The sequence below is a fragment of the Pseudomonas sp. MF08875 genome (assembly GCF_059862525.1).
Map to the genome: position 1 here is coordinate 130,076 of NZ_JCBCUW010000007.1, position 23,652 is coordinate 153,727.

Below are 23,652 nucleotides of genomic sequence, written 5' to 3' on the forward strand. Positions count from 1 at the left end.
GGCAGATCGCACCCAAATGCGATTTGCCGGGGGCTTCCTTTTTTATTCCACGGTGACCGTGATTTTTTCCGAGACCAGCACCGGCTTGAACGGCACATGGTTCTTGTCCGCCAATTCCAGTTGCAAGGTGTGCTTGCCCGGGGCCAGAGTGACTTCGGTTTCGGTCTGCGCCTTACCGAAGTGGATATGGTTGGCATCGGCGGGGATTGGCATATTTTCTGCCGGCAACTTGTCGACATCGATCAGCAAATGGTGATGGCCGGTGTTTTTCGTCTGGTCACCGGCAGGGGCCAGGGCCATGCCCTCGACGCCAAACTTGACCTTGAAGGTTTTCGCCACCGTAGCGCCATCGGCCGGCGACACGATGAACACTTTGGCACCCGCCGGTGCCGCTGTACGCGGAACCTCGGCAGCCATGGCGAGCATCGAGGCGCTCAATAACAAACCTGCAAACGCTGCACGCGACATAAAGGTTTTCATTAACTTCTCCAGTTCTTTCGCAAATTTTGTAGGTTTATGACAACTTCGTGGCTATTCGTTGTCGAAGGCACTCAACACCATAGCAAAGCGCATCAGCACCCTGCGCGGCACATTAGAAATCAAAGGAGTAACCATGCGCTTTTTGCCTGGCCTATTAATGCTGCTCCCCCTTGTGAGCGTTTGTGCTCAAGCCGAATTGATCGACGATGTGAATGACCGCGGTGAACTGCGCATCGCACTGCAAGCCGACAACCCGCCGTTCAACTTCAAGGACGACGGCAAATTGACCGGTTTTGAAGTGGAACTGGGGCAATTTCTCGCCAACGAACTCGATGTTCGCGCGGACTTCGTCGTCACCGACGCCAATGACCTGCTGCCGGGTGTCGAGAGCGGTAAATACGACATCGCCCTGAACCACATAGCACTGACCCCGCAACTCAAGGATCGTTTCGATTTCAGCGAGCCCTACAGCTATTCCAACGCGCAATTGATCGTGCGTGAGGAAGAGCAGCGCCCACTCTCCACTCTCGACGCCCTCAAGGGCCAGGCCCTGGGCGTGGCGCAGGGCAGCCAGTTTGTGGAGCAGGCGCGCACCGTCGAGGGGATCGACCTGCGCAGCTACCCCGACGCCAAGCAACCGCTCAAGGACGTGGCCGCCAAGCAGATCGACGCCGCCATCAGCGATCGCCTGCTGGTGCCTTTCGCGATCCGCGATAGCCAACTGCCGGTTAAGGAAGGGGCCAAGGTCGGCCCGACATTGAGCCTGGTGATCCCTTTCCAGAAGGGCAACCCGGCGTTCCAGGCCAGCCTGGACAAGGCGTTGCAACGAATCAAAGCAGATGGCCGGCTAATGGCGCTGTCGGAGAAATGGTTCGGCATGGACGCCAGCACACCGCCCAAGAACTGAAGCCCGCCGCTACCGGCTGAGCGCCGCAAGGGCCTGGGCGGCAGCAGGTAATTCAAGCTCGTTGAACACCTGCATGCCATGGCGCTTGAGCAGCGCCGCAGTGACGCCATCGCCTCCCACCTTGACCCCGCTGAACGTGCCGTCATAGGTCAAAAGGTTGCCGCATGAAGGGCTGTTGGCCTTGAGCACGGCGACGCGGATGTCGAAACGCTGCACCAACGCCAACGCCTGCTGGGCCCCGGATAAAAACGCTGCGGTGAAGTCCTCACCGGCAGCGGTCAGCACCCGCGCATCGCCCGCCAACACCTCGACACCCTGGCCACCGGGAATCTCCGCCGCGGGCCTGGGCGTGGGCAAGCCGCCGGCGACCTCCGGGCACAGTGCCACCACCCGCCCTTGCGCGAGCCACTGTTCCAGTTGATCGAACGGCCCGCTGGCGCCGGCGTCGTAACGCACCCGATGCCCCAGCAGGCAGCGGCTCACCAGCACCTTGTGCAGGGTCAAAACGGCTCGTTGCCGCGACGGCGAAACCAGCCCGTCAACGACAGGCGTTCGCGGGTGGCGGGCAGCACTTCATGGGGCACCTCTCCCGACAGAAACACCACCAGGCAGCCGCCCGTGGGGGTCACGTCGTATTCAACGCCATCGTCCAGGTACATGCGCAATTGGCCGCCATGCTCCGGCAGCCAGCCTTGGTTGAGGTAGATCACCGCCGAGACCATGCGCCGGTCATCGTCGCGAAAGCGATCCACATGCTTGAGGTAAAACGCCCCCGGTGGGTACAGGGCGAAATGGCACTCGAAATCCTCAAGCCCCAGGTACAGGCCACGGTTCATGGCCACGCGCAGGCTGTCCATCAAGCCCAGGTAGGTATCGCAAGGCAGGGCCTGGCCGGGTTCGAGCCACTGAATATGGTCGCCGCGAATCCCCTCGCGAATCTCCTGGAACGGCCCTCGCCCCACGGCGGCCGGGGCGAGCTCACCTTCGGCGGCACGTTTATGGCACTCAGCCGCCAGTTCCAGAGTCAGAGCCTCCGGCAGGAAAATATTCTGCTGTGACCACCCCCGCGTAGCCAGGTCGTCAACGATGCGTAACAACAGCGGGTGTTCAGAGGGTATTTGCATGGCGCGCATAGTATCGATACGGCCCAATATCCGACAGAGCCGCATAGCGGACTGATACGAATTCTCGACAAGTCCCAAAGTGCCACGGACAATGGTGGCCTGCTGACAGGAGTCCCTATGCGCCGTTTGCTTTTTTCATTGTTGATGTTCTGCGCGTTGCCCACCTGGGCAGACGGCCTCGACCAGCTCTACACGGTCGCCGGCTGGCCGCAGCAACGTGCGCATTTCACCGATGCCTTGACCGCCGCCCAGCAACGCTACCGCAGCAGCCTGCCGCCGGCGGTGTACCAGGCGTTAGTGGACAACAGCAACCAACGTTTCGCGCCCCAAGCCATGGACCAGCGTGCCCTGGCCCAGTTGCGCCAGAAGCTTGCCGACCCGGCGCCGGCGCTGGCGTTTTTCCAGTCGCCCCTGGGGCGCAAGGTCATCGCCGCCGAACTGCTGGCCACGCGCCGCGACCAATTGGCGAAAAACGCCCAGGGCTTGCCGAAAATCGAAGCCAGCGACAACCGTCTGCTCATCATCGGCCACCTGGCCCAAGCCCTACCGGCGCGCGAGGCGGGGGCCGAAGTCAGCCTGGCCATCGCCGGCGTGGCGGCCGACAGCCTGAGCCAGATGATTCCCGGGCTGTTGGGCGGCGGCCAGGCCCAAGGCATGCTCAACGGCCAGCGCCAGCGGCTGATGGAACAGATCGGTGCCGACCTGAACAACACCCTGCTCTACGTCTATCGCGATTTGTCCGACGCCGAGCTGGAAGAATTCGCCACCTTCGCCGAGTCGGCCGAGGGCAAGACCTACTACCAGGCTGCGCTGGCGGCGATCCGCGCCGGGCTCGCCGTGGGCCAGAGCAGCTCCAGCCTCAACCCGTAAACCGGGGCGCCCCAGGTCAAAGGCCGCGGCCCTTGAGCCGCTTGCTCAAGAACGCAAAATACTCGTCGCGCAGGGCCTGGGTTTCATTGGCCAGGTGATGCCGCGCCGTGGGCAGCATCAACACCTGCGGGCGGTCGAATTTGTGCTTGAGCACCTCCAGGTTGTGTTGCCAGTCCACCGTCATGTCCGCTTGCCCCTGGACGATCAGCGGCCGCCGCGGGCTGCCCGGCAGCGCCTCGATGCGTTTGATCCAGCGCGCCAACGCGCCGACCCACGCGGTCGGCAGGCGCAAGGGTTGCAGCGGATCGGCCTGCAGGAACGCCAGGAACGCCGGGTCGTTGGAGTTTTCGCTGAACCGCCGGGCGATGCCGTTGACGAAAGGTTTGAGCAGGTAATAGCTGAGCTGCGACCAGCCCCAGGCCCGCGGCCGCACCAGGGGCGAGAGCAGGATTACCTGGCCCTGGGCCGGGCTGCGGGCCCCCTCGCTGAGCACATGGTCCACCACAATCGCCCCGCCCGTGCTCTGCCCGCACAGGTGCCAGGGCTGCGGCAGGTCGAGGGACTGCGCCTCGGCGAACAGGCCTTGCAGCGTCGCCTGGTACTCAGCGAAATCGGCGATGCTGGCACGCTCGCCGCTGGACAGCCCATGGCCCGGCAAGTCGCAGGCAATCACCACGAGCTGCTGCGCCAGCGCCCACTGGATGACGTGGCGATACAAGCCCATGTGGTCGTAAAAACCGTGCAGCAAAAACAGCGTGCCCCGCGCCTGCCGGGGTCGCCACACCTGGCTCACCACCTCGTAGCCACCTGCCGCAAAACACCCCAGGCCCGCTTCGCAGTCGGCCAGGTCCAACCCGTAGAAGTGCTGGTAGGCCCGGGCCTGTACCGACAACGGCTGCGCGGCGGCCAATGGTCGCAGGCTGGCACGTAGGGAATCGGGGTCGAAGGTCGCAGGCATAAGGGGTTCCAGACAAATGCGCCAGGCTGCGCAACAGACTTTATGGGCCTGCGATATTCATCTGTCGCGCCCGGCATGGCAAGCTACGCGACCTTCGAGGATTGATCCGCATGCGCCTGCCCTACCGCACAACCCTGATTGCCAGCCTGCTCGCCCTGGTGTGCGCGGCGACGCTCTGGGCCGCCTACCAATGGTTCCAGGAGCGCTATGTGCGCACCTTCAGCGAACACACGGCGGTGTTTTCCGGCGATGCCCTGCGCCTGCCCGCCGCCATCGATGGCCCGGGGCCGATCCGCCTCGTGCATTTCTGGGACCCGGCCTGCCCCTGCAACGTCGGCAACCAGCAGCACTTGAGCGAACTGATCGCGCATTTCGCGCCCCAGGGCGTGGCGTTCTACGCCGTGCAAAAACCTGGCAGCCAAGGCAAATTACCGGCCGACCTGAGCCAAATGACCTACCTCGACAGCCTGCCCGGCGCCGAGCAGATCCCCGCCAGCCCCGCCGTGGCGATCTGGGACCGCGATGGCAAACTGGCCTACTTCGGCCCGTACAGCGAAGGCCTGACCTGCAACTCCAGCAACAGCTTCATCGAGCCCATCCTCCAGGCCTTGAGCGAGAACCGCCCGGTCAACGCCACGCATACCCTGGCGGTGGGCTGCTACTGCCCGTGGACGGCGGTGCCGGCCGAGTAAGGCAATTGCGACTTTTCACGGACAAGCCTGCGCCACCGGGGTGGTTGTGCTAAATGTTCGCGGTTCGCGGGTGGCACCCCCATAAGAAACAACAAGGAGCTTCAATGAAACGCATCCTGACCCTCTTGGCCCTGCTACTGCTCGTACTCGCCCTGGGCGGTGGCTGGTACCTGTATGGCAAGCAGCCGTCGCGCCAGGGCCTGGTGGCGGTCAACGGCCTCAAGGATGCGGTCACCGTGCGCTACGACGAACGTGGCGTGCCCCACATCCGCGCCAGCAATGACCTCGACCTCTACCGCGCCCTGGGCTATGTGCACGCCCAGGATCGCCTGTTCCAGATGGAAATCATGCGGCGCCTGGCCCGGGGCGAACTGGCCGAGGTGCTGGGACCCAAACTGGTAGACACCGACAAACTGTTCCGCAGCCTGCGCATCCGCGAGCGCGCCGCTAGCTATGCCGCCAGCCTGGATCGCCAATCTGCCGCGTCGCAGGCCTTGCAGGCTTATCTGGACGGCATCAACCAATATCAGGATGCCCGACCGCACCCGCTGGAGTTCGATGTGCTAGGCATCACCCCGCGGCCCTTCACCGTGGAAGACACCATCAGCGTCGCCGGGTACATGGCCTACAGCTTCGCTGCCGCGTTTCGTACCGAGCCCTTGCTCACCTACATCCGCGACCAGGTGGGCCCCGACTACCTGGACGTCTTCGACCTGAGCTGGCAGCCCAAAGGCATGCTGGCCCAGGCTCCGGGCCTGAGCGCCGGGGACTGGCAGGACCTGAACGCCATCGCCCGCCTCAGCGAACAAGCCCTGGCCGACAATGGCTTGCCGCAGATGGAAGGCAGCAACGCCTGGGTGGTGGACGGCACCCGCAGCAAAAGCGGCAAACCGCTGCTGGCCGGCGACCCTCACATCCGCTTCTCGGTGCCGGCGGTGTGGTACGAGGCGCAGTTGTCCACGCCGGATTTTGAGCTATACGGCCATCACCAGGCCCTGGTGCCCTTCGCGTTCCTGGGCCACAACCGGGATTTCGGCTGGAGCCTGACGATGTTCCAGAACGACGACCTCGACTTGATCGCCGAGAAGGTCAACCCGGACAACCCCAACCAGGTCTGGTACCGCGAGCAATGGGTAGACCTGATCCGCAGCCAACAACAGATCGCGGTCAAGGGCCAGGCCCCAGTCACCCTGGAGCTGCGCCAATCACCCCATGGCCCGATCATCAACGACGTGCTGGGTGCCACGGCAGGCAAGACCCCCATCGCCATGTGGTGGGCCTTCCTGGAAACCCAGAACCCGATCCTTGAAGGCTTCTACCAGCTCAACCGCGCCGACACCCTGGCCAAGGCCCGCAGCGCGGCGGCCAAGGTCCATGCGCCGGGGCTGAACCTGGTGTGGGCCAATGCCCGCGGCGACATCGCCTGGTGGGCCGCGGCGCAGTTGCCCAAACGCGCAGCGGGGGCCAACCCGGCGTTCATCCTCGACGGCACTACGGCCCAGGCCGACAAGGAAGGCTTCTACCCGTTCAGCGCCAATCCGCAGGAAGAAAACCCGCCGCGCGGCTATATCCTCTCGGCCAACTACCAACCGGCTTCACCCACCGGCATGGAGATCCCTGGCTACTACAACCTCGCCGATCGCGGCCAACACCTGAACCGGCAACTGAGCGACGCCAGCATCAGTTGGGACTTGGAAAACAGCCAGAAACTGCAACTGGGCACCACCACCGCCTACGGCCCGCGCCTGTTGGCGCCTTTGCTGGCGGACCTGCGCGCCGAGGTCAAAGACCCGGCCCAACGCAAGCTACTGGAGCAACTGGCGCAGTGGCCGGGCGACTATCCGCTGGCATCCACCAGCGCGACGCTGTTCAACCAGTTTCTCTACAACCTCAGCGATGCCGTGTTTCGCGATGAGTTGGGCGACAGCTTTTTCGACACCCTGCTCTCGACCCGGGTGATCGACGCCGCATTGCCGCGCCTGGCCGCCACCGTCGACTCGCCCTGGTGGGACAACCGCCACACGCCAGCCAAGGAAACCCGCGCCCAGATCGTGCTGCTGGCCTGGCAGAACAGCATCGCCCACCTGAGCGCCACCCTGGGCGACGACCCCGGCCAATGGCAGTGGGGCAAGGCCCACACCCTGACCCACAGCCATCCACTGGGCACGCAAAAACCGCTAGATCGGCTGTTCAATGTCGGCCCGTTCGCCGCGCCGGGCAGCCACGAAGTGCCGAACAATCTCTCGGCCAAAATCGGCCCCGCGCCATGGCCGGTCACCTACGGCCCCTCGACCCGGCGCCTGATCGACTTCGCCGACCCGGCCCACAGCTTGACCATCAACCCGGTCGGCCAGAGTGGCGTACCGTTCGACAAGCACTACGGCGACCAGGCCGAGGCGTACATCGAGGGCCTCTATCAACAGGCCCATTTCAGCGAAGAAGAAGTCAGCGCCAACACCCGCAGCACCCTGCGCCTGCTGCCTGCGAAGTTGTAGCCCCGCTGGCTACGACAACAGCGGCGGCGGGTGACAGGCCTCAGCCCGGCAACTGGCCTTCGACCCACGCACGCACCTGCGCGTAAGGGTAATCCTCCAGCGCCGCGAACCCGGGGATCGCGCGGGCCTTGAGCTTGGTGAACAGCGGCGCGCTGATGCCGCCCAGGAAGCGCGTCAGCAATTCGCTGCTGGGCTCAAGCCCCGTGTGCTGCTGGTGCCTGTGGATAAATGTGCCGCACAGCACCGCGAAGTTTTTATCCACAAGCGCGGGCAACTCGGGCGGCGCCGGCAAATGCGCGACCTGGCCATGGCACACCGAGCAGTGGCCGCAGCGTTGCGGCGCCTGCTCGTCGCCAAAGTAGCGGGCCAGGCGATGGCCCAGGCACTGCTCAGTGGCGAACAGGTCGAGCATGGCGTGGATGCGTGCAATTTCCCCGCGTTCGTGGCGGGTAAAGTAGGCGTGCAGTTCGGCGCTCAGGGCTGGCGCATCGAAATCCGCCAGCACGCTGTAAACCTCGGTCATCTGCTTGCTTTCCAGCTCCACCCAGCCCTTTTCCTGGAAGTAATCCAGCGCCTTGACCACCCGGTTGCGCTCGGCGCCGTACTGCTCGTAGAGCGCGTCGAAATTCACCGTGGCCCAGGTCCGGGCGCGGCTAGAGGTGTGGATGATCGCCGCCACGAAGTCGCGTCGCTCGCCCTCGAAACGCGTCAGCAATGCCTCTGGTTCAAGGAGTAATTTGAAGCGATATTCGGCGAAATAGGCGTAACGCGGGGCGATCAACCCCCGTAATTCCAACTGCACCAGCAAGGTCTTGAGGGGCAGTTGGCGGATGTTGCTCTGGTCTGCCAGCGGCCCCAGCAAAAATTCCCACTGGCCGTCCGGTGCGGCGCCTTGCAGTTCTTCCAGCACACAGCGGATGCCGCTCAACTCCGGAGTGTCGCCGTAGACGAAGTTTTCCAGCACATTGAGGCTGTCGCGGTTGGCCAGCACCAGGCAATCGCAGGGCTGGCCATCGCGGCCGGCGCGGCCGATTTCCTGGCTGTAGTTCTCGATGGATTTGGGCAGGTCAAAATGCACCACGTTGCGGATATCGCTTTTGTCGATGCCCATGCCGAACGCGATGGTGGCGACGATGCAACCGGCCTGGCCCGCCATGAACTGGCGCTGGATGGCCTCGCGCCGCTCATGGGGCAACCCGGCGTGATAAGCCTGGGCGGCGATACCGTGCTGGCTCAGGTGTTCGGCAATCTGCTCGGCGGTTTTTTGCAGCGTGACGTAGACGATGCTCGCCTGCCCTGCTCGCGCGCTCATCCACTGCACCAGCCGCCGACGCTTGTCCTGGCCGCTTACCGGCTCCACCAGCAGGTTGAGGTTGGGCCGGTAGAAACCGGTGGTCACCACGTCGGCGGGGGCGATAGCGAACTTGGCCTGCATGTCGGCAATTACCTGCGGCGTCGCGGTGGCGGTGAGCAGCAAGGCCTGGGGGATAGCGAACTGGCGTTGGTAGTCCGGCAGCTTCAGGTAATCCGGGCGGAAGTTGTGGCCCCACTCCGAAATACAGTGCGCCTCATCGATCACCAACAGAGAAATCTGCACCTGTTGTAGGAAGTTACGAAAGCGTTCGTTCTTCAGGCGCTCCACGGAGATCATCAGGATCTTTAACTCACCGGACCGCGCCCGCGCCATCACCGCACTGGCGTCTTCACGGCTCTGCACCGAATCGATACTCGCCGCCGCAATGCCGTGGCGTTGCAAGAACGCCAACTGGTCCTGCATCAATGCCAAGAGCGGCGACACCACCAGTGTCAGATGCGGCAGCAGCAACGCCGGTAACTGGTAGCACAGAGATTTACCGGAGCCCGTAGGAAATATCGCCGCCACCGAACGCCCGGCCAATACCGCACTGACCGCCGCCTCCTGGCCAGGGCGAAACTGTGGATAACCGAAAACCCGCTCGAGGGTGCTGTACATAAGGTCGCGGCTCCAAAAAGTCGAAAAAAGGGCGGAATACGGCTCCACACGCTGAAACAAAACCAACGACATAACCACTGCACCACCCCTGGCAACCGGGGCTAAGATTCGCCCACATCGCGGCTGGAAGCCCGAAGCACATCAACCTAAAGGAATGAACCATGCACACCCCCCTCTTGAGTGCCCGACCGTACAAGCCCGGCTTTTTACCATGGATAAGCCTGGCGGGCTTGTCGCTGACCCTGACCGGATGCCTGACCGTGCCCCAACAACCTGTCATCGAGCCTGAGGCTCCCAACTTCGAAACCCCTGAATACATCGAGCAAAAAGCCCTGACCGTCATCAAGGCCTCCGCCTTGTACGCCCGCGGCGGCACCGGCCAGGGCGTGAAGGTGGCCCTTGTCGATTCGGGCCTCAATGCCGACCTGCCGGAATTCAAGGGCCGCATCGGCCACCCGGGCTACGACTATGTCGAAGACCGCCCCGGCACCATCGACAGGCTGGGCCACGGCACGCAGATGGCCGGCATCCTGGCGGCCAACAAGGACGGTGCCGGCATGCACGGCGTAGCGTTCAACGCGCAACTGATCCCGCTGCGCTTCGGTGACGACAACGAGCCGTTTTTCTTCGACAGCGAGATCGCTCAATCCTGGCAGTTCGGCTTCGACCAAGGCGCGCGGATCTTCAGCAACGCCTGGGCCAATGCGATCCCGGCCACGGAAATCACCGAAGCCCGCTACAAGCAGGTGATGCCGCAATCCCTGGAGATGGCGCGCAAACTGGTGGCCGAGGGCGCGGTGTTTGTCTTCCCCACCGGCAATGAACTCAAACGCGAACCCCTGGCCGAACCCGGCTTGCCGCTGGCCATCCCGGAGCTGGAAAAAGGCTGGATAGCGGTCATCGCCCTCAAACGCGACGGCACCGTGGTCAATGCCAAATCCAACTACTGCGGCGTGGCCGCGGCCTGGTGCATCGCCGTCCCCGGTGGCGATTCCGGCAATGACATGGGCCTGACCACCACCGCCAAGGACGGTGGCTATACCCAGACCGCCGGCACCTCTCCGGCCACGGCCATCGTTAGTGGCGCACTGGCAGCGCTGCAAAGCCGCTACCCGCACCTCAGCCCGCAGCAGATCCGCGATCGGCTGCTCAGCACCGCCAATCGCACCGGCATCTACGCCAACAGCGAGGCCTATGGCCGGGGCTTAATGGACCTGGAAGCGGCCTCGCGCGGCGAACTGCCGTAGTTTTCAATGACCGAAAAAAACCGCCCCGAAGGGCGGTTTTTTCGTTGCGCTAGCGCGAAGTCATTACAACTTCGGGCCGGCGGCCTTGATGGCGTCGCTGACGTCGAACTTCTTGAAGTTCTCGACGAACAGGGCGGCCAATGCCTTGGCGGCTTCGTCGTAGGCAGCCTTGTCGGCCCAGGTGTTGCGTGGGTTCAACAGGCCAGTTTCAACGCCCGGTACGGCCAGCGGCACGTCGAGGTTGATGGTGTCCAGGTGCTCAGTCTCGGCACCCACCAGAGCACCGCTCTGGATGGCGGCGATAACACCACGGGTGGTCGGGATGTTGAAACGCTTGCCCACACCGTAGCCACCGCCGGTCCAACCGGTGTTGACCAGGTACACCTTGGAGCCGAAGCCACGGATGCGCTTAATCAGCAGCTCAGCGTATTCGCCGGCCGGACGCGGGAAGAACGGCGCGCCGAAGCAGGTGGAGAAGGTGGACTTGATGCCACTGCCCGAACCCATTTCAGTCGAACCCACCAAGGCGGTGTAGCCGGACAGGAAGTGGTAGGCCGCCTGTTCTTCGCTGAGGATCGACACTGGCGGCAGTACGCCAGTCAGGTCGCAGGTCAGGAAGATCACCGCGTTGGGCTCGCCGCCCAGGTTCAGCGGGGCGCGTTTTTCGATCAGTTCACGTGGGTAGGCCGCACGGCTGTTCTGGGTCAGGCTGTCGTCGGCGTAGTCGGCCTTCTTGTTCGCATCGAGTACGACGTTTTCGAGCACGGCGCCGTGCTGGATGGCTTTCCAGATGACCGGCTCGTTCTTCTCGGACAAGTCGATGCACTTGGCATAGCAACCGCCTTCGATGTTGAACACCACGCCAACGCCCCAGCCGTGTTCGTCGTCACCGATCAGGTAACGGCTTTCGTCGGCCGACAGGGTGGTTTTGCCGGTGCCGGACAGGCCGAAGAACAGGGTCACGTCGCCCGCCTCGCCCATGTTGGCGGCGCAGTGCATCGGCAGCACGTCGACCGCTGGCAGCAGGAAGTTCTGTACCGAGAACAGGGCTTTTTTCATTTCGCCGGCGTAACGCATACCAGCGATAAGCACTTTGCGAGCGGCGAAGTTGAGAATCACGGTGCCGTCGGAATTGGTGCCGTCACGTTCCGGAACGCATTCGAACTCGGGCACGTTGAGGATCTGCCACTCAGCCTTGCCACCGGCGTTGTACTGGCCGGCTTCGGGGTTGATGAACAGGCAGCGGCCGAAAAGGTTGTGCCAGGCAGTACCGGTGGTCATCTTGACCGGCAGGTAGTGCGCAGGATCGGAACCTACATGGACGTGGGAAACAAAGCGCTCGCGTTCGCCGATGAAGGCTTCAACGCGGTCCCACAGGGCATCGAACTTGTCAGCCGGGAACTTGCGGTTGATCGGGCCCCAGGCGATGGCGTCCTGGGTGGAAGGTTCTTCAACGATGAAACGGTCGACTGGCGAGCGGCCAGTGCGGTGGCCGGTGCGGACAACCAGGGCGCCGGTGTCGGACAGCTCGCCTTCACCGCGGTTCAAGGCTTCTTTAACCAGATCGTCGACACTCAGATCGGTGTACACGGCGTTGTTGGCTTGCGTCATGAGGTTCCCCGTCGGCCAGTGGCCGAGTGCTCCAAACGTTTTGTAGTAGAAAGTTGTGCACTACTACCGCGAAAAAAGTGGGCCGGATTATGCCAGAAACACCCAAAAAAAGTAGGGTCCTCCCGTCAGTACGGCCTCATTTGAACAAATGTCAGGTAAATCACCTGCGCTGAAACGTTTTAGTGGCGAGTATCCGAGGGTGTGTCTACGCCTGCTCCAGCGAATAACTGAGCGACATCGGCGGCATCGAACAGGTAGCGCTCGTTGCAGAACTGACAGTCGATCTCGATGTGGCCGCCGTGTTCGACCACCAATTGCTGTGCATCTTCCAGGCCCAGGCTAACCAGCGCAGTGCCGGAACGGTCCCGCGAGCAACTGCAATGAAAGTGCAGGTGCTGTGGATCGAACAAGCGCACCTGCTCTTCGTGGTAGAGGCGGTGCAGCACGGTTTCGTTGTCCAGACCCAGCAACTCGTCGGCGGTCAGGGTGCCGCCCAGGGTGGTGATGTGTTGCCAACTGGCGGCGCGGTCGTCTTCGTCCTTGATCCGGTCGGCCGGCAGTTGCTGCAACAGCAGGCCGCGCGCGCGGCGCCCGTCGGCATACAGCCAGAAACGCGTGCCCACCTGCTGGGACATGACGAAGTAATTGGTGAAGCACTCGGACAGGGTCGCGCCATCGAGGTCGACGATGCCCTGGTAGCGCTGGCCCTGGGTCGGGTCGACCGTCAGCGCAAGGACGCCGCCGGGCATCAGGTCGGCCAGGGTCGCGTCCGGAGCGATGCGGTCCGCTTCGTAACGGGCCAGGCCACGGATTTCGCGCTCGCTGGAGCACTCGATCATCAGCATCGGCACCGGCCCTTCGGAGCGGGCCTGGAGGATCAGTAAACCGTCGAACTTCAAGGTGCCAACCAGCAGCGACGCCGCCGCCATCAACTCACCGAGCAGTTGCGCGACAGGCTCCGGGTAAGGGTGTTTGGCGAGAACTTCGGCATAGCTACGTTCCAACGCAACCAGCTCGCCGCGAGTGTCGCTGTCATCAAAGATGAAGCGTTGGGTGAAGTCGGTATCTGGTAGATCGGTCATAGGTTTGGGTATCTGAAGTAATGACAAAATGTGTACGAGAGGCGAAAATCACGGACTAGCACCATTTTGGTGCATGAATGTTCGGCCACGGGAGGCATTTTATGAACAATCCGGGTTTGTTCCAAGCAAGGTGGAACCTCGGTCGCTTGGCGTTGTGTAACTTACTACCTCTTGCACTGCTGTGTTTTTGGTTGTGGCCTACGGGCCAGATGCTCTGTGTCATTTTCGACGAGTGGCTGTTCGGCCTGCTCAATGCGCCATTGGCGACCCACCCGGCCTGGTTGCACACCTGGGCCGTCGCCAGCCTGCGCCCGTTCGACGCGGTAGTGGGGGTGATCCTACTGGCGCTGCTGATTCGCGGTGACTGGGTGTTCAAGGCCATCCATGTGCGCCAGGCGTTCTTTGGCTTCCTCGCCATCCTGCTGCTGTTGCTGTTTGTGCGCATGCTGTTTTCCAAACTAGCCGCCCAGATGGGCTGGCAGCACCACAGCCCGTCCATGGTGATCGAAGGCGCGGTGCGCATGAGCGACTATTTCCCGGGCCTGGAAAAAACCTGGGAGCTCAAGGACCGTTCCAGCCAGAGCTTCCCCGGTGACCACGCCTCAGTGCTGATTATCTGGGCGCTGTTCATGGGCCTGTTCAGCCGCACGCTGGGGCAACGCCTGGTGGTCTGGGGCCTGGCGATCCTGTTCATGCTGCCGCGCCTGGTAGCTGGCGCCCATTGGGGCCAGGACGACTATATAGGCGGTGTCCTGCTGGCGGTGCTGGCCCTCGGCTGGGGTTACTACACGCCCTTCGCGGCCAAGGTCTCGGGGGCGCTGTTGCGGGTCAGCGAGCCGCTGTTCCGGCTGCTGGGGCATATCCCCATGGTCTCGCGCCTGAGTGTGGTACGCACCGCGTGAGTTAGGCCCCCTGTGGCTGGCCGGTCAATCGGCGTGACTGGCGCCACGGAACTTGAACAGATCGCGGCGCTGCTTCTTGCTCGGCTTGCCATCGGTGCTCACCCCCAGGGCGCCGGCCTTGCGCATGGCCGCGGCAGCTTCGCGCTTGGCGATGCTCGCCTCGGTCTCGGCGTATAGCGCCTGGGCCTCGGGCGCGCCTCGGCGCACGATCGACAACGCCAAAACCACCACCGTGCGCTCATCGAGCCCGGCGCGGATCTGGAACTCATCGCCCACCCGAGGCTCTTTGCCGGGCTTGCAGCGCTCGCCGCGCCAATGCACTTTGCCGCTCTCGATGGCCGCCTTGGCCAGGGCGCGGGTTTTGAAAAAACGCGCCGCCCACAACCACTTATCCAGACGAACCTTGTCATCCTCTTCGCTTTTTTGTGCCATCGGAATTCCTCATTCTGAAATATTTCCGAACTGTACTACCGTTTCTGTTGTGCCATGACTGACACCCGCTCGGTTTAGAATGCCGCGCCCCAGCCCGACGCTTGAGGGCGGGCACTGCGGGCCGTAGATATCTGTCGCCTTTTACCCATTATTCTGCGTGAATACCGCAAATTCGGCCGCTTGCGGCGCGAACGGTTTTTTACGGGTTGAGCCTATTTGAAGACTTTTGACCATTTGACCGTTGTCGGCCTACGCGAGTGGGTCGCCCTACCCGACCTGGGAGTGGCAGGCCTGCGGGCGAAGATCGACACCGGCGCCAGCACTTCCAGCCTGCACGCCACCGAAATCGAACCCTTCGAGCGCGGCGGCGAAAAATGGGTGCGTTTCAACGCCCACTTGGGCACCGTGGTGCAACTGCGCCATCGCCACTGTGAAGCGCCGCTGGTGGCGATCAAGACGATAAAAAGCTCCAACGGCCATGCGCAGGTGCGGTATGTCATCCGCACCCCCCTGGCCCTGGGCGATCGCGTCTGGCAGGTGGAATTCACCCTCGCCTGCCGCAAGTCCATGCGCTACCGCTTACTACTCGGTTCCAAAGCCCTGATCGCCGGCCAATTGGTGGTTAATCCGGGCCTCAAGTACGTTCAAGACAAACCGGTATTTCCGGCCTCCACTACCTCTGCCACAGGTGTTGCATGAAGATCGCTGTGCTGTCGCGTAACCCGCGTCTGTATTCCACCCGTCGCTTGGTTGAAGCGGGGACCGAACGCGGCCATGAGATGGTGGTGATCGATACCCTGCGTGCTTATATGAACATCGCCAGCCACAAGCCACAGATCCATTACCGTGGCAAACCGCTGGAAGGCTTCGACGCGGTGATCCCACGGATCGGCGCCTCGGTGACGTTCTACGGCTGCGCGGTGTTGCGTCAGTTTGAAATGATGGGCGTATTCCCCCTCAATGAGTCCGTGGCCATCGCCCGCTCGCGGGACAAACTGCGCTCGCTGCAACTGCTGTCGCGGCGTGGCATTGGCCTGCCGGTGACCGGGTTTGCCCACTCGCCAGACGACATTCCCGACCTGATCGAAATGGTCAACGGCGCGCCGCTGGTCATCAAGGTACTCGAAGGCACCCAGGGTATCGGCGTGGTGATGTGCGAAACGGCGACGGCGGCGGAGTCGGTGATTGAGGCGTTCATGGGCCTCAAGCAGAACATCATGGTGCAGGAATACATCAAGGAAGCGGGCGGCGCGGACATCCGCTGCTTCGTGGTGGGCGACAAGGTGATCGCAGCAATGAAGCGTCAGGCCAAGCCCGGCGAGTTCCGTTCCAACCTGCACCGTGGCGGCAGCGCCAGCCTTATCAAAATCACTCCGGAAGAACGCATGACCGCCCTGCGGGCAGCCAAGGTCATGGGCTTAAGCGTGGCAGGCGTCGATATCCTGCGCTCCAACCACGGGCCCCTGGTGATGGAGGTGAACTCCTCACCCGGCCTGGAAGGCATCGAGACCACCACCAACAAGGACGTGGCGGGAATCATCATTCAGCACTTGGAAAAGAATGGCGGGCCGAACATGACCCGAACCAAAGGAAAAGGATAACGGCAAGGTTTTAGCTGCAAGCTGCAAGCTGCAAGCTGCAAGAGGAAAGCAAGGCATGGCGCCTCTCTTCCAGCTCATCGCTTGCCGCTTGCAGCTGCCGTCAAACTGCATCTCGCGGCAGCATGAGCCCCAACGGCAAGCGCACCCGTGCTTCCAGGCCACCACCGGTGCGGTTGCGCAGTTCGACATTACCGCCGTGCATCGACGCGATGCGCTTGACGATGGCCAGCCCCAAACCTGTGCCTTTACCGCCCCGGGCGCGGTCGCCACGGGTGAAGGGATTGAAGATGGCTTCCAACTCCGACTGATCGATACCCGCACCGCGGTCCATGACACTGAGCACCACATACGGTGCATTGGTGTCGCCCGAAACATAAGCCGCGACTTCAACTCCCGTACCGGCGTGGTGCAAGGCATTGCCGATCAGATTGTTCAATAGCCGCTTCATGGACACACGGCGCAGCGGAAACGGCTGGATCGGCTCCAGGCACAGACGTACGCGCTCTTCATTCTGGTTGTAGGGGGCCGCAACCTCGCGCACCAGATCACTGAGGTCGACTTCCTCTACCGACTCGTCACGACCGTCGCGAATAAATGCCAGAAACTGGTCAAGAATTGCGTCCATGTCCTCGATATCGCGCACCATTTCGTCGCTCAAGTCGCTGTGGTCGCCCATCAGTTCCAGGGACAAACGCAGGCGCGTCAAGGGCGTGCGCAGGTCGTGAGACACGCCAGCGAGCATCAGCTCACGCTCACGCCCAGCCTGTTCGACATCCTCGGCCATCTGATTGAACGCACGGTACACCTCGGCCATTTCGCTCGGGGTGTCGCTGATGGGCAAGCGCACGCTGCGGCCCTGGCCGAGTTGGCGGGCGGCATACACCAGCCTCCTGAGGGGTTGGTTGAGTTGGCTGACGAAGATCCAGGCAGACGCAGTGGACAACAGGCCGATGGCCAGGAACCAGCCCAAGACGTTCCAGATTTTCTGACCACGCAATGGGTGCGGATAAAGCGGCACCTTCAGCCAGCCATCCCCCAGGCTCGGCGCCCGTACCCACAGCGCTGGGGGTGCCTGCATGCGCAAGCGCACCTCGGTGTCAGCGCCCAGCTCAGACTGCATTTGGCGCTGATAGGCCTCGCTGTAGGGCCAATGCTGCTCGCCTTCCGGCACACCGGCGCCCACCACGCGGATCAGCCCAGCGACATCGGCGATTTTTTCGCGGTTGGCTTCGTCAGCAGCCCAGTAAGCACGCAAGGTCAAGGCAACCCCGTGGCTGTACTGTCGGTCTACCAGCACGTCCTCGTTCATCAACAGATAAACCAAGGTGAGTGCCTTGGAGAACAGGACGACAATGAGCACCAGCCAAAGGGTGCGCGAGAAAAAACTTTGGGGGAACCACAGTGGGGTCTTCATAGACGACAGCTACACACTTTGCAGGAGCGAGCAGCGCTCGCAAAATTGCGGAGGGCGACCTGCGGGGCTACCGGTATCCGACAGGGCCCGAAAAGCTCACTCCTACAAATCACCGGTCACTTGGTCGCAGTGCCATCCGGGACAAACACGTAGCCGACACCCCAGACAGTCTGGATGTAGCGTGGCTTGGACGGGTCAGGCTCGATCATCCGGCGCAGACGGGAAATCTGTACATCGATAGAACGCTCCAAGGCATCCCATTCGCGACCGCGGGCCAGGTTCATCAGTTTGTCGCGGGTCAGCGGCTGGCGGGCGTTCATCACCAGAGCCTTGAGCACGGCGAACTCACCCGTGGTGAGCATATGTACTTCGTCGCCACGCTTGAGTTCGCGGGTTGCCAGGGAGAGTTCGTAATCGCCGAAGGTCACACTCTCGTCTTCGCTACCCGGCGCGCCAGGTACCGGTGCCGACTGACGGCGCAGCACCGCTTTGACGCGAGCCATCAACTCATCCGGGTTGAACGGCTTGGCCAGGTAATCGTCGGCGCCTTTTTCAAGGCCATTGATCCGGCTCAGCTCATCGCCCTTGGCGGTCAGCATGATGATCGGAATTTGGTTTTTGAGGCTACGCATGCGTTTGAGGGCGCTGAGGCCATCTTCGCCGGGCATCATCAAGTCGAGTACCACCAGGTTGAACACCTCGCGGGCCAGCAGACGATCCATTTGCTCGGTGTTCGGCACCGCGCGTGCGCGATAGCCCTTGCTGACGAAAAAACGCTCCAGCAAGCTGCTCAGCCCCGGATCGTCGTCAACGATGAGAATTTTTTCGCCTTCAGCAGTGTGTGCAGTGCTGCTCATTGGATGCTCCTGTGATCTCGGCGCGCATTATGGCGTAGCTGCCGTTATACGCACCGTGTGCATTGTTAGCAGATTTTTCCTCTGGCGCCAGCAATCCAGCCATTGTGCCTACGCGGTGCAATGCCCCCGAAGCACAGATCGCTGGTTATAATGCGCCGCCTTTTGTGTAGGGCAATGTCTGATCGTTACTGTCGGTGGCCGTTATCCATTTTCACGGGTCGCGCAGTAAACGTTCGATTTCACGGGTCCACAGGCTGCCTGTCGATCCAGGCAGCGGTGCCGGCCAGGCCGCTCAACCAGGCGCGCGCCCCCCTTAAGCCGGTGGTGCGGGCCTGCTTTCACAATTTTTCAGGTGGTTTTATGGACAGCATCAACAGCCGCATCGCCGAGGAACTCGGTGTCCGCCCGCAACAGGTCGAAGCGGCCGTCGCCCTACTGGATGAGGGCTCCACGGTGCCCTTTATCGCCCGTTACCGTAAAGAAGTGACCGGCAGCCTCGATGACATCCAATTGCGGCACCTGGAAGAGCGCCTGCGTTACCTGCGAGAACTCGACGAACGGCGCGTCAGTATCCTCGCCAGCATCGAGGAGCAGGGCAAGCTGACCCCGGAACTGGCCCGCGATATCAAACTCGCCGACACCAAGACCCGCCTCGAAGACCTTTACCTGCCGTTCAAGCAAAAGCGTCGCACCAAGGGCCAGATCGCCCTGGAAGCGGGCCTGGGCGATTTGGCCGACGGCCTGTTCAACGACCCGACGCAAACCCCGGAAACCGAGGCCGCACGCTTCGTCAACGCGGAAAAAGGTGTAGCCGATGTCAAGGCCGCCCTCGAAGGCGCCAAGTACATCCTCATGGAGCGCTTCGCCGAAAACGCCAACCTCCTGGAAAAACTGCGCAACTACCTCAAGCAGGAAGCCACCCTCAGTGCCCGCGTGATCGTTGGCAAGGAAGAGGAAGGCGCCAAGTTCCGCGACTATTTCGAACACGACGAGCCGCTCAAGAGCATGCCATCGCACCGCGCCCTGGCGATTTTCCGGGGCCGCAACGAGGGCATCCTCAGCTCCGCGCTCAAGGTCGGCGACGAATTGCCGGGCACCATGCACCCGTGCGAAGGCATGATCGGCCAGCAGTTCGGCATCCAGAACCAGAACCGTCCTGCCGACAAATGGTTGGGTGAGGTGGTGCGCTGGACCTGGAAGGTCAAGCTCTACACCCACCTGGAAACCGACCTGCTGGGCGAGTTGCGCGACGGCGCCGAAACCGAGGCGATCAACGTCTTCGCCCACAACCTGCACGACCTGCTGCTGGCCGCCCCCGCCGGGCCGCGCGCCACCCTGGGCCTGGACCCGGGCCTGCGCACCGGCTGCAAGGTGGCGGTGGTCGATGCCACCGGCAAACTGCTGGACCACGCCACCGTCTACCCCCACGTGCCGCACAACAAATGGGACCAGACCCTGGCCATCCTCGCCGCTCTGTGCGCCAAGCACGCGGTGGACCTGATCGCCATCGGCAACGGCACCGCCAGCCGCGAAACCGACAAGTTGGCCGCCGAGCTCATCAAGAAGTACCCGGCGATGAAAATGACCAAGGTCATGGTGTCCGAGGCGGGCGCTTCGGTGTACTCGGCCTCGGAGCTGGCCTCCAAGGAATTCCCGGATCTCGACGTGTCGATCCGTGGTGCGGTGTCCATTGCCCGGCGCCTACAAGACCCGTTGGCGGAATTGGTGAAAATCGACCCGAAATCCATCGGTGTCGGCCAGTACCAGCACGACGTGTCGCAGTTGAAACTGGCCCGCGGCCTGGATGCCGTGGTCGAAGACTGCGTGAACGCCGTGGGCGTGGACGTCAATACCGCCTCCGTGGCGCTGCTGGCGCGCATCTCCGGCCTCAACGCCACCCTGGCGCAGAACATCGTCACCCACCGCGATGAGAACGGCGCCTTCAAGACCCGCGCCGCACTGAAAAAAGTCTCGCGCCTTGGGGAAAAAACCTTCGAGCAAGCGGCAGGCTTCCTGCGCGTGATGAATGGTGACAACCCGCTGGACGCCTCGGCGGTCCACCCCGAGGCTTATCCGCTGGTACAGCGCATCGCCGCCGAAACCGAGCGCGATATCCGCTCGCTGATCGGCGATGCCGCGTTCCTCAAGCGCTTGGACCCAAAAAAGTACACCGACGAAACCTTCGGCGTGCCGACCATCACCGACATCCTGCAAGAGCTTGAAAAACCAGGGCGCGACCCCCGGCCCGAGTTCAAGACCGCCGAATTCCAGGACGGCGTCGAGGACCTCAAGGACCTGCAACTGGGCATGATCCTCGAAGGCGTCGTCACTAACGTCACCAACTTCGGTGCGTTCGTGGATATCGGCGTTCATCAGGACGGCCTGGTGCATATCTCTGCATTATCGGAGAAGTTCATCAAAGATCCGCGCGAAGCGGTAAAGGCTGGCGACGTGGTCAAGGTCAAGGTCATGGAGGTCGATATCCCGCGCAAACGCGTGGGCCTGTCGATGCGCATGGGCGACACTCCGGGCGAGAAAATCGACGGCGCCCGTGGCTCGCGCCCAGGCTCTGCACCGCGCCAGTCCCAAGGCAGCGCGCCACGCAAGGAAGCACCAGCGCCGGCGGCGAGCAACAACGCCATGGCATCGCTGTTCGCCAACGCCAAGCAGTTGAAGAAGCGCTGATGGCCGCCCCCGCCGAGGTGGTGCAAAGCGCATTCAGCCAACTGCTGGGCTGCCGCTTGCTGCGCCTGGAGGGCGGTGTGGCCGAAGTCGCCCTGGCGCTGGCGCCAGAACTGCGCAACCGCGGTGGCAAGTTGCATGGCGGGGCGCTGTTCAGCCTGGTGGATATCGCCATGGGCCTGGCGTGTTCCAGCAGCCACGGCTTTGACCAGCAGAGCGCCACTATCGAGTGCAAGATCAACTACATCCGCGCCGTGGACAACGGCGAGGTGCAGTGCATCGCGCGGGTCATCCACCCGGGCCGGCGCACGCTGGTGGTCGAAGCCGAGGTGATGCAGGGCGACAAACTGGTCGCTAAGGCGCAAGGCACCTTCGCAACGCTATAGCTGCCGGTCATGGATTTGGGTTAATTTCGGCGCTGCAAATGCGGCGTCGGAATTTTCTTCATCCGCAGTAGCCAATTTCACGAATGGAAGTCGGCATTTTCAATGCGGGCCGATCCGGCTCTAAAACCAGGCGAAAACGCCAGTTTCTACTTCACCCTTGTAGACCGTCCTGCCCACCCCCATATTGGGGCGACTGACGCGTGAAGGAATCCAACTTGAGCGAACTTCTCAACCGCCGCCTGGCCCTGCTCAGCGAGCACGCCAACCTTTCGGTGCTCCAACAGTGCCTGCACGGTATCGAACGCGAATGCCTGCGCGTCACCGAGGCCGGCCGCCTGGCCCAGACGCCGCACCCCGAAGCCCTGGGCGCCGCGCTGACCAACGAACTGATTACCACCGACTATTCCGAGTCGCTGCTGGAATTCATCACCCCGGCCCTGCCCGACCCGGCAGACACCCTGGCCAGCCTCGACAAGATCCACCGTTTCGCCTACAGCAAGCTCGGCGACGAGTACCTGTGGAGTCCATCGATGCCGTGCCCGTTGCCGGCCGAGGAAGATATCCCGATCGCCTATTACGGCACCTCCAACATCGGCCAGCTCAAGTACGTCTACCGCAAGGGCCTGGCGCTGCGCTACGGCAAGACCATGCAGTGCATCGCCGGGATCCACTACAACTTTTCCCTGGCGGAAAAAATCTGGCCGCTGCTCAAGCAGGCCGAAGGTTTTGTCGGCACCGACCGCGACTATCAGTCGGCCGCCTATATCGCCGTGATCCGCAATTTCCGCCGTTATAGCTGGCTGCTGATGTACCTGTTCGGTGCCTCGCCGGCGCTGGACGCCGGTTTCCTGCGGGGCCGCGCCCACCAGCTCGAACAGTGGGACGCCGACACCCTCTACCTGCCCCATGCCACCAGCCTGCGCATGAGCGACCTGGGTTACCAGAGCAACGCCCAGGCTGGCCTCACGCCCTGCTACAACGACCTGGAAAGCTACACCGACAGCCTACGCAAGGCCGTGGCCACGCCCTACGCGCCCTACGTCGAAATCGGCACCCATCAGGACGGTGAATGGGTGCAGCTCAACACCAACATCCTGCAGATCGAAAACGAGTACTACTCCAACATCCGCCCCAAGCGTGTCACCTACACCGGCGAGCGGCCGATCCAGGCCCTCATGGCGCGCGGCATCCAGTACGTCGAAGTACGTTGCCTGGACATCAACCCGTTCCTGCCGATGGGCATCGACCTGCCGCAGTCGCGCTTCATCGATGCGTTTTTGCTGTATTGCGCCCTGAACGAGAGCCCGCTGTTCCAGAACAACGAATGCGGCAACTGCACCTCCAACTTCCTCAGCGTGGTCAAGGAAGGCCGCCGCCCGGGCCTGCAATTGCAGCGCAATGGCCAGGCCGTGGACCTCAAGGAATGGGCCGCCGAGTTGCTGGAGAACATCGCCCCGCTGGCCGCCCTGCTCGACCAGAGCCACGGCGGCAACGCCCACAGTAAGGCCCTGGATGCGCAAATGGCGAAGGTCCGCGACCCGTCGCTGACCCCCTCGGCCCAGGTCCTGGCCGCCATGGCCGAGCACCAGGAAAGCTTCACCCAGTTCTCCATGCGCCAGAGCCAGGCCCACGCCGAATTCTTCCGCCGCGAGCCGTTGAGCACCGAGGACCAGGCCCGCTTTGAAGAACTGGCCCGCAGCTCCCTGGCCCAGCAAACCGAACTGGAGCAAACCGAGGTGGGCGATTTCGACGTATTTGTCGGTTCCTACCAGGCGAGCATTCTGGCCATCAGTAACTGACGGTGGGAGCTGGCCGGGCGGCGCTCCGCTCGCGCTAGCGGCCTCCTTGCCAGTACATATGCAGCGCCTGCCCCAGCCTTATCGCGAGCAGGCTCGCTCCCACAGGTTAAGCGCTGGCACAAAACCCCCACCGCCGTGCGC

The 23,652-nt window shown here is 62.7% G+C and carries 21 protein-coding genes; 11 read left to right on the plus strand and 10 right to left on the minus strand.

Annotated features, from left to right (window positions below; genetic code table 11):
- Positions 1-42: 42 nt before the first annotated feature.
- Positions 43-480 (minus strand): DUF4399 domain-containing protein, encoded by a 438-nt coding sequence (locus tag AC19YT_RS06080; RefSeq protein WP_095109159.1) that lies wholly within the window; start codon positions 478-480, stop codon positions 43-45.
- A gap of 133 nt (positions 481-613) precedes the next feature.
- On the opposite strand from AC19YT_RS06080, the gene AC19YT_RS06085 reads away from it, so the two are divergent.
- Complete coding sequence (locus AC19YT_RS06085) at positions 614-1,387, plus strand: transporter substrate-binding domain-containing protein (RefSeq protein ID WP_500609932.1); 774 nt, start codon at positions 614-616, stop codon at positions 1,385-1,387.
- A 9-nt stretch (positions 1,388-1,396) separates the two neighbouring features.
- Here AC19YT_RS06085 and AC19YT_RS06090 read toward each other — a convergent pair whose 3' ends face one another.
- Positions 1,397-1,885 (minus strand): 2-thiouracil desulfurase family protein, encoded by a 489-nt coding sequence (locus AC19YT_RS06090; RefSeq protein ID WP_500609940.1) that lies wholly within the window; start codon positions 1,883-1,885, stop codon positions 1,397-1,399.
- A gap of 2 nt (positions 1,886-1,887) precedes the next feature.
- Positions 1,888-2,520 (minus strand): 2OG-Fe(II) oxygenase, encoded by a 633-nt coding sequence (locus tag AC19YT_RS06095; RefSeq protein WP_095109161.1) that lies wholly within the window; start codon positions 2,518-2,520, stop codon positions 1,888-1,890.
- Between the two features lie 108 nt (positions 2,521-2,628).
- Here AC19YT_RS06095 and AC19YT_RS06100 point away from each other — a divergent pair, with 108 nt between their 5' ends.
- Positions 2,629-3,381, plus strand: a complete 753-nt coding sequence (locus tag AC19YT_RS06100) for a DUF2059 domain-containing protein (RefSeq protein ID WP_095109162.1) — start codon at positions 2,629-2,631, stop codon at positions 3,379-3,381.
- Between the two features lie 16 nt (positions 3,382-3,397).
- On the opposite strand, the gene bipL is transcribed toward AC19YT_RS06100, so the two are convergent.
- On the minus strand, positions 3,398-4,339 hold the full coding sequence (gene bipL, locus AC19YT_RS06105) for a phospholipase BipL (RefSeq protein ID WP_095109163.1): 942 nt from the start codon (positions 4,337-4,339) through the stop codon (positions 3,398-3,400).
- A gap of 110 nt (positions 4,340-4,449) precedes the next feature.
- On the opposite strand from bipL, the gene AC19YT_RS06110 reads away from it, so the two are divergent.
- Positions 4,450-5,031 (plus strand): DUF6436 domain-containing protein, encoded by a 582-nt coding sequence (locus AC19YT_RS06110; RefSeq protein ID WP_500609933.1) that lies wholly within the window; start codon positions 4,450-4,452, stop codon positions 5,029-5,031.
- A 104-nt stretch (positions 5,032-5,135) separates the two neighbouring features.
- On the plus strand, positions 5,136-7,526 hold the full coding sequence (locus AC19YT_RS06115; RefSeq protein ID WP_095109165.1) for a penicillin acylase family protein: 2,391 nt from the start codon (positions 5,136-5,138) through the stop codon (positions 7,524-7,526).
- Between the two features lie 40 nt (positions 7,527-7,566).
- Here AC19YT_RS06115 and AC19YT_RS06120 read toward each other — a convergent pair whose 3' ends face one another.
- Positions 7,567-9,498 (minus strand): RecQ family ATP-dependent DNA helicase, encoded by a 1,932-nt coding sequence (locus AC19YT_RS06120; RefSeq protein ID WP_500597415.1) that lies wholly within the window; start codon positions 9,496-9,498, stop codon positions 7,567-7,569.
- A 161-nt stretch (positions 9,499-9,659) separates the two neighbouring features.
- Here AC19YT_RS06120 and AC19YT_RS06125 point away from each other — a divergent pair, with 161 nt between their 5' ends.
- Complete coding sequence (locus tag AC19YT_RS06125; RefSeq protein ID WP_095109166.1) at positions 9,660-10,745, plus strand: S8 family peptidase; 1,086 nt, start codon at positions 9,660-9,662, stop codon at positions 10,743-10,745.
- A gap of 63 nt (positions 10,746-10,808) precedes the next feature.
- Here the strand turns inward: AC19YT_RS06125 and AC19YT_RS06130 are convergent, their stop codons facing one another.
- Positions 10,809-12,356, minus strand: a complete 1,548-nt coding sequence (locus tag AC19YT_RS06130) for a phosphoenolpyruvate carboxykinase (protein ID WP_095109167.1) — start codon at positions 12,354-12,356, stop codon at positions 10,809-10,811.
- 179 nt (positions 12,357-12,535) lie between these two features.
- On the minus strand, positions 12,536-13,438 hold the full coding sequence (gene hslO / locus AC19YT_RS06135; RefSeq protein ID WP_095109168.1) for an Hsp33 family molecular chaperone HslO: 903 nt from the start codon (positions 13,436-13,438) through the stop codon (positions 12,536-12,538).
- A 101-nt stretch (positions 13,439-13,539) separates the two neighbouring features.
- On the opposite strand from hslO, the gene AC19YT_RS06140 reads away from it, so the two are divergent.
- A complete protein-coding gene (locus AC19YT_RS06140) occupies positions 13,540-14,340 on the plus strand; it encodes a phosphatase PAP2 family protein (RefSeq protein WP_095109169.1) in 801 nt (266 codons plus the stop codon).
- Between the two features lie 24 nt (positions 14,341-14,364).
- Here AC19YT_RS06140 and AC19YT_RS06145 read toward each other — a convergent pair whose 3' ends face one another.
- Positions 14,365-14,772 (minus strand): RNA-binding S4 domain-containing protein, encoded by a 408-nt coding sequence (locus AC19YT_RS06145; RefSeq protein WP_095109170.1) that lies wholly within the window; start codon positions 14,770-14,772, stop codon positions 14,365-14,367.
- 216 nt (positions 14,773-14,988) lie between these two features.
- Between AC19YT_RS06145 and rimB the strand changes: the two genes are divergently transcribed.
- Positions 14,989-15,471 (plus strand): retropepsin-like aspartic endopeptidase RimB, encoded by a 483-nt coding sequence (rimB, locus tag AC19YT_RS06150; protein ID WP_095109171.1) that lies wholly within the window; start codon positions 14,989-14,991, stop codon positions 15,469-15,471.
- Positions 15,468-16,373 carry a 30S ribosomal protein S6--L-glutamate ligase gene (gene rimK, locus AC19YT_RS06155; RefSeq protein ID WP_095109172.1) on the plus strand — a complete coding sequence of 302 codons (906 nt, stop codon included), beginning with the start codon at positions 15,468-15,470 and terminating at the stop codon, positions 16,371-16,373. The genes rimB and rimK overlap by 4 nt, the downstream gene beginning before the upstream one ends.
- 100 nt (positions 16,374-16,473) lie before the next feature.
- Here the strand turns inward: rimK and AC19YT_RS06160 are convergent, their stop codons facing one another.
- Positions 16,474-17,787: an ATP-binding protein gene (locus AC19YT_RS06160; RefSeq protein ID WP_095109173.1), complete on the minus strand. Its 1,314-nt coding sequence runs from the start codon at positions 17,785-17,787 to the stop codon at positions 16,474-16,476.
- Positions 17,788-17,903: 116 nt separating this feature from the next.
- A complete protein-coding gene (gene ompR / locus AC19YT_RS06165) occupies positions 17,904-18,644 on the minus strand; it encodes an osmolarity response regulator transcription factor OmpR (RefSeq protein ID WP_095109174.1) in 741 nt (246 codons plus the stop codon).
- Positions 18,645-19,004: 360 nt separating this feature from the next.
- Here ompR and AC19YT_RS06170 point away from each other — a divergent pair, with 360 nt between their 5' ends.
- The 3 genes from AC19YT_RS06170 (at position 19,005) to gshA (ending at position 23,511) form a co-directional block, all read left to right on the plus strand.
- Positions 19,005-21,329 (plus strand): Tex family protein, encoded by a 2,325-nt coding sequence (locus AC19YT_RS06170; protein ID WP_095109175.1) that lies wholly within the window; start codon positions 19,005-19,007, stop codon positions 21,327-21,329.
- On the plus strand, positions 21,329-21,712 hold the full coding sequence (locus AC19YT_RS06175) for a PaaI family thioesterase (protein WP_500609934.1): 384 nt from the start codon (positions 21,329-21,331) through the stop codon (positions 21,710-21,712). The genes AC19YT_RS06170 and AC19YT_RS06175 overlap by 1 nt, the downstream gene beginning before the upstream one ends.
- Positions 21,713-21,927: 215 nt before the next feature.
- Positions 21,928-23,511, plus strand: a complete 1,584-nt coding sequence (gene gshA / locus AC19YT_RS06180) for a glutamate--cysteine ligase (RefSeq protein ID WP_500609935.1) — start codon at positions 21,928-21,930, stop codon at positions 23,509-23,511.
- Positions 23,512-23,652: the final 141 nt, after the last annotated feature.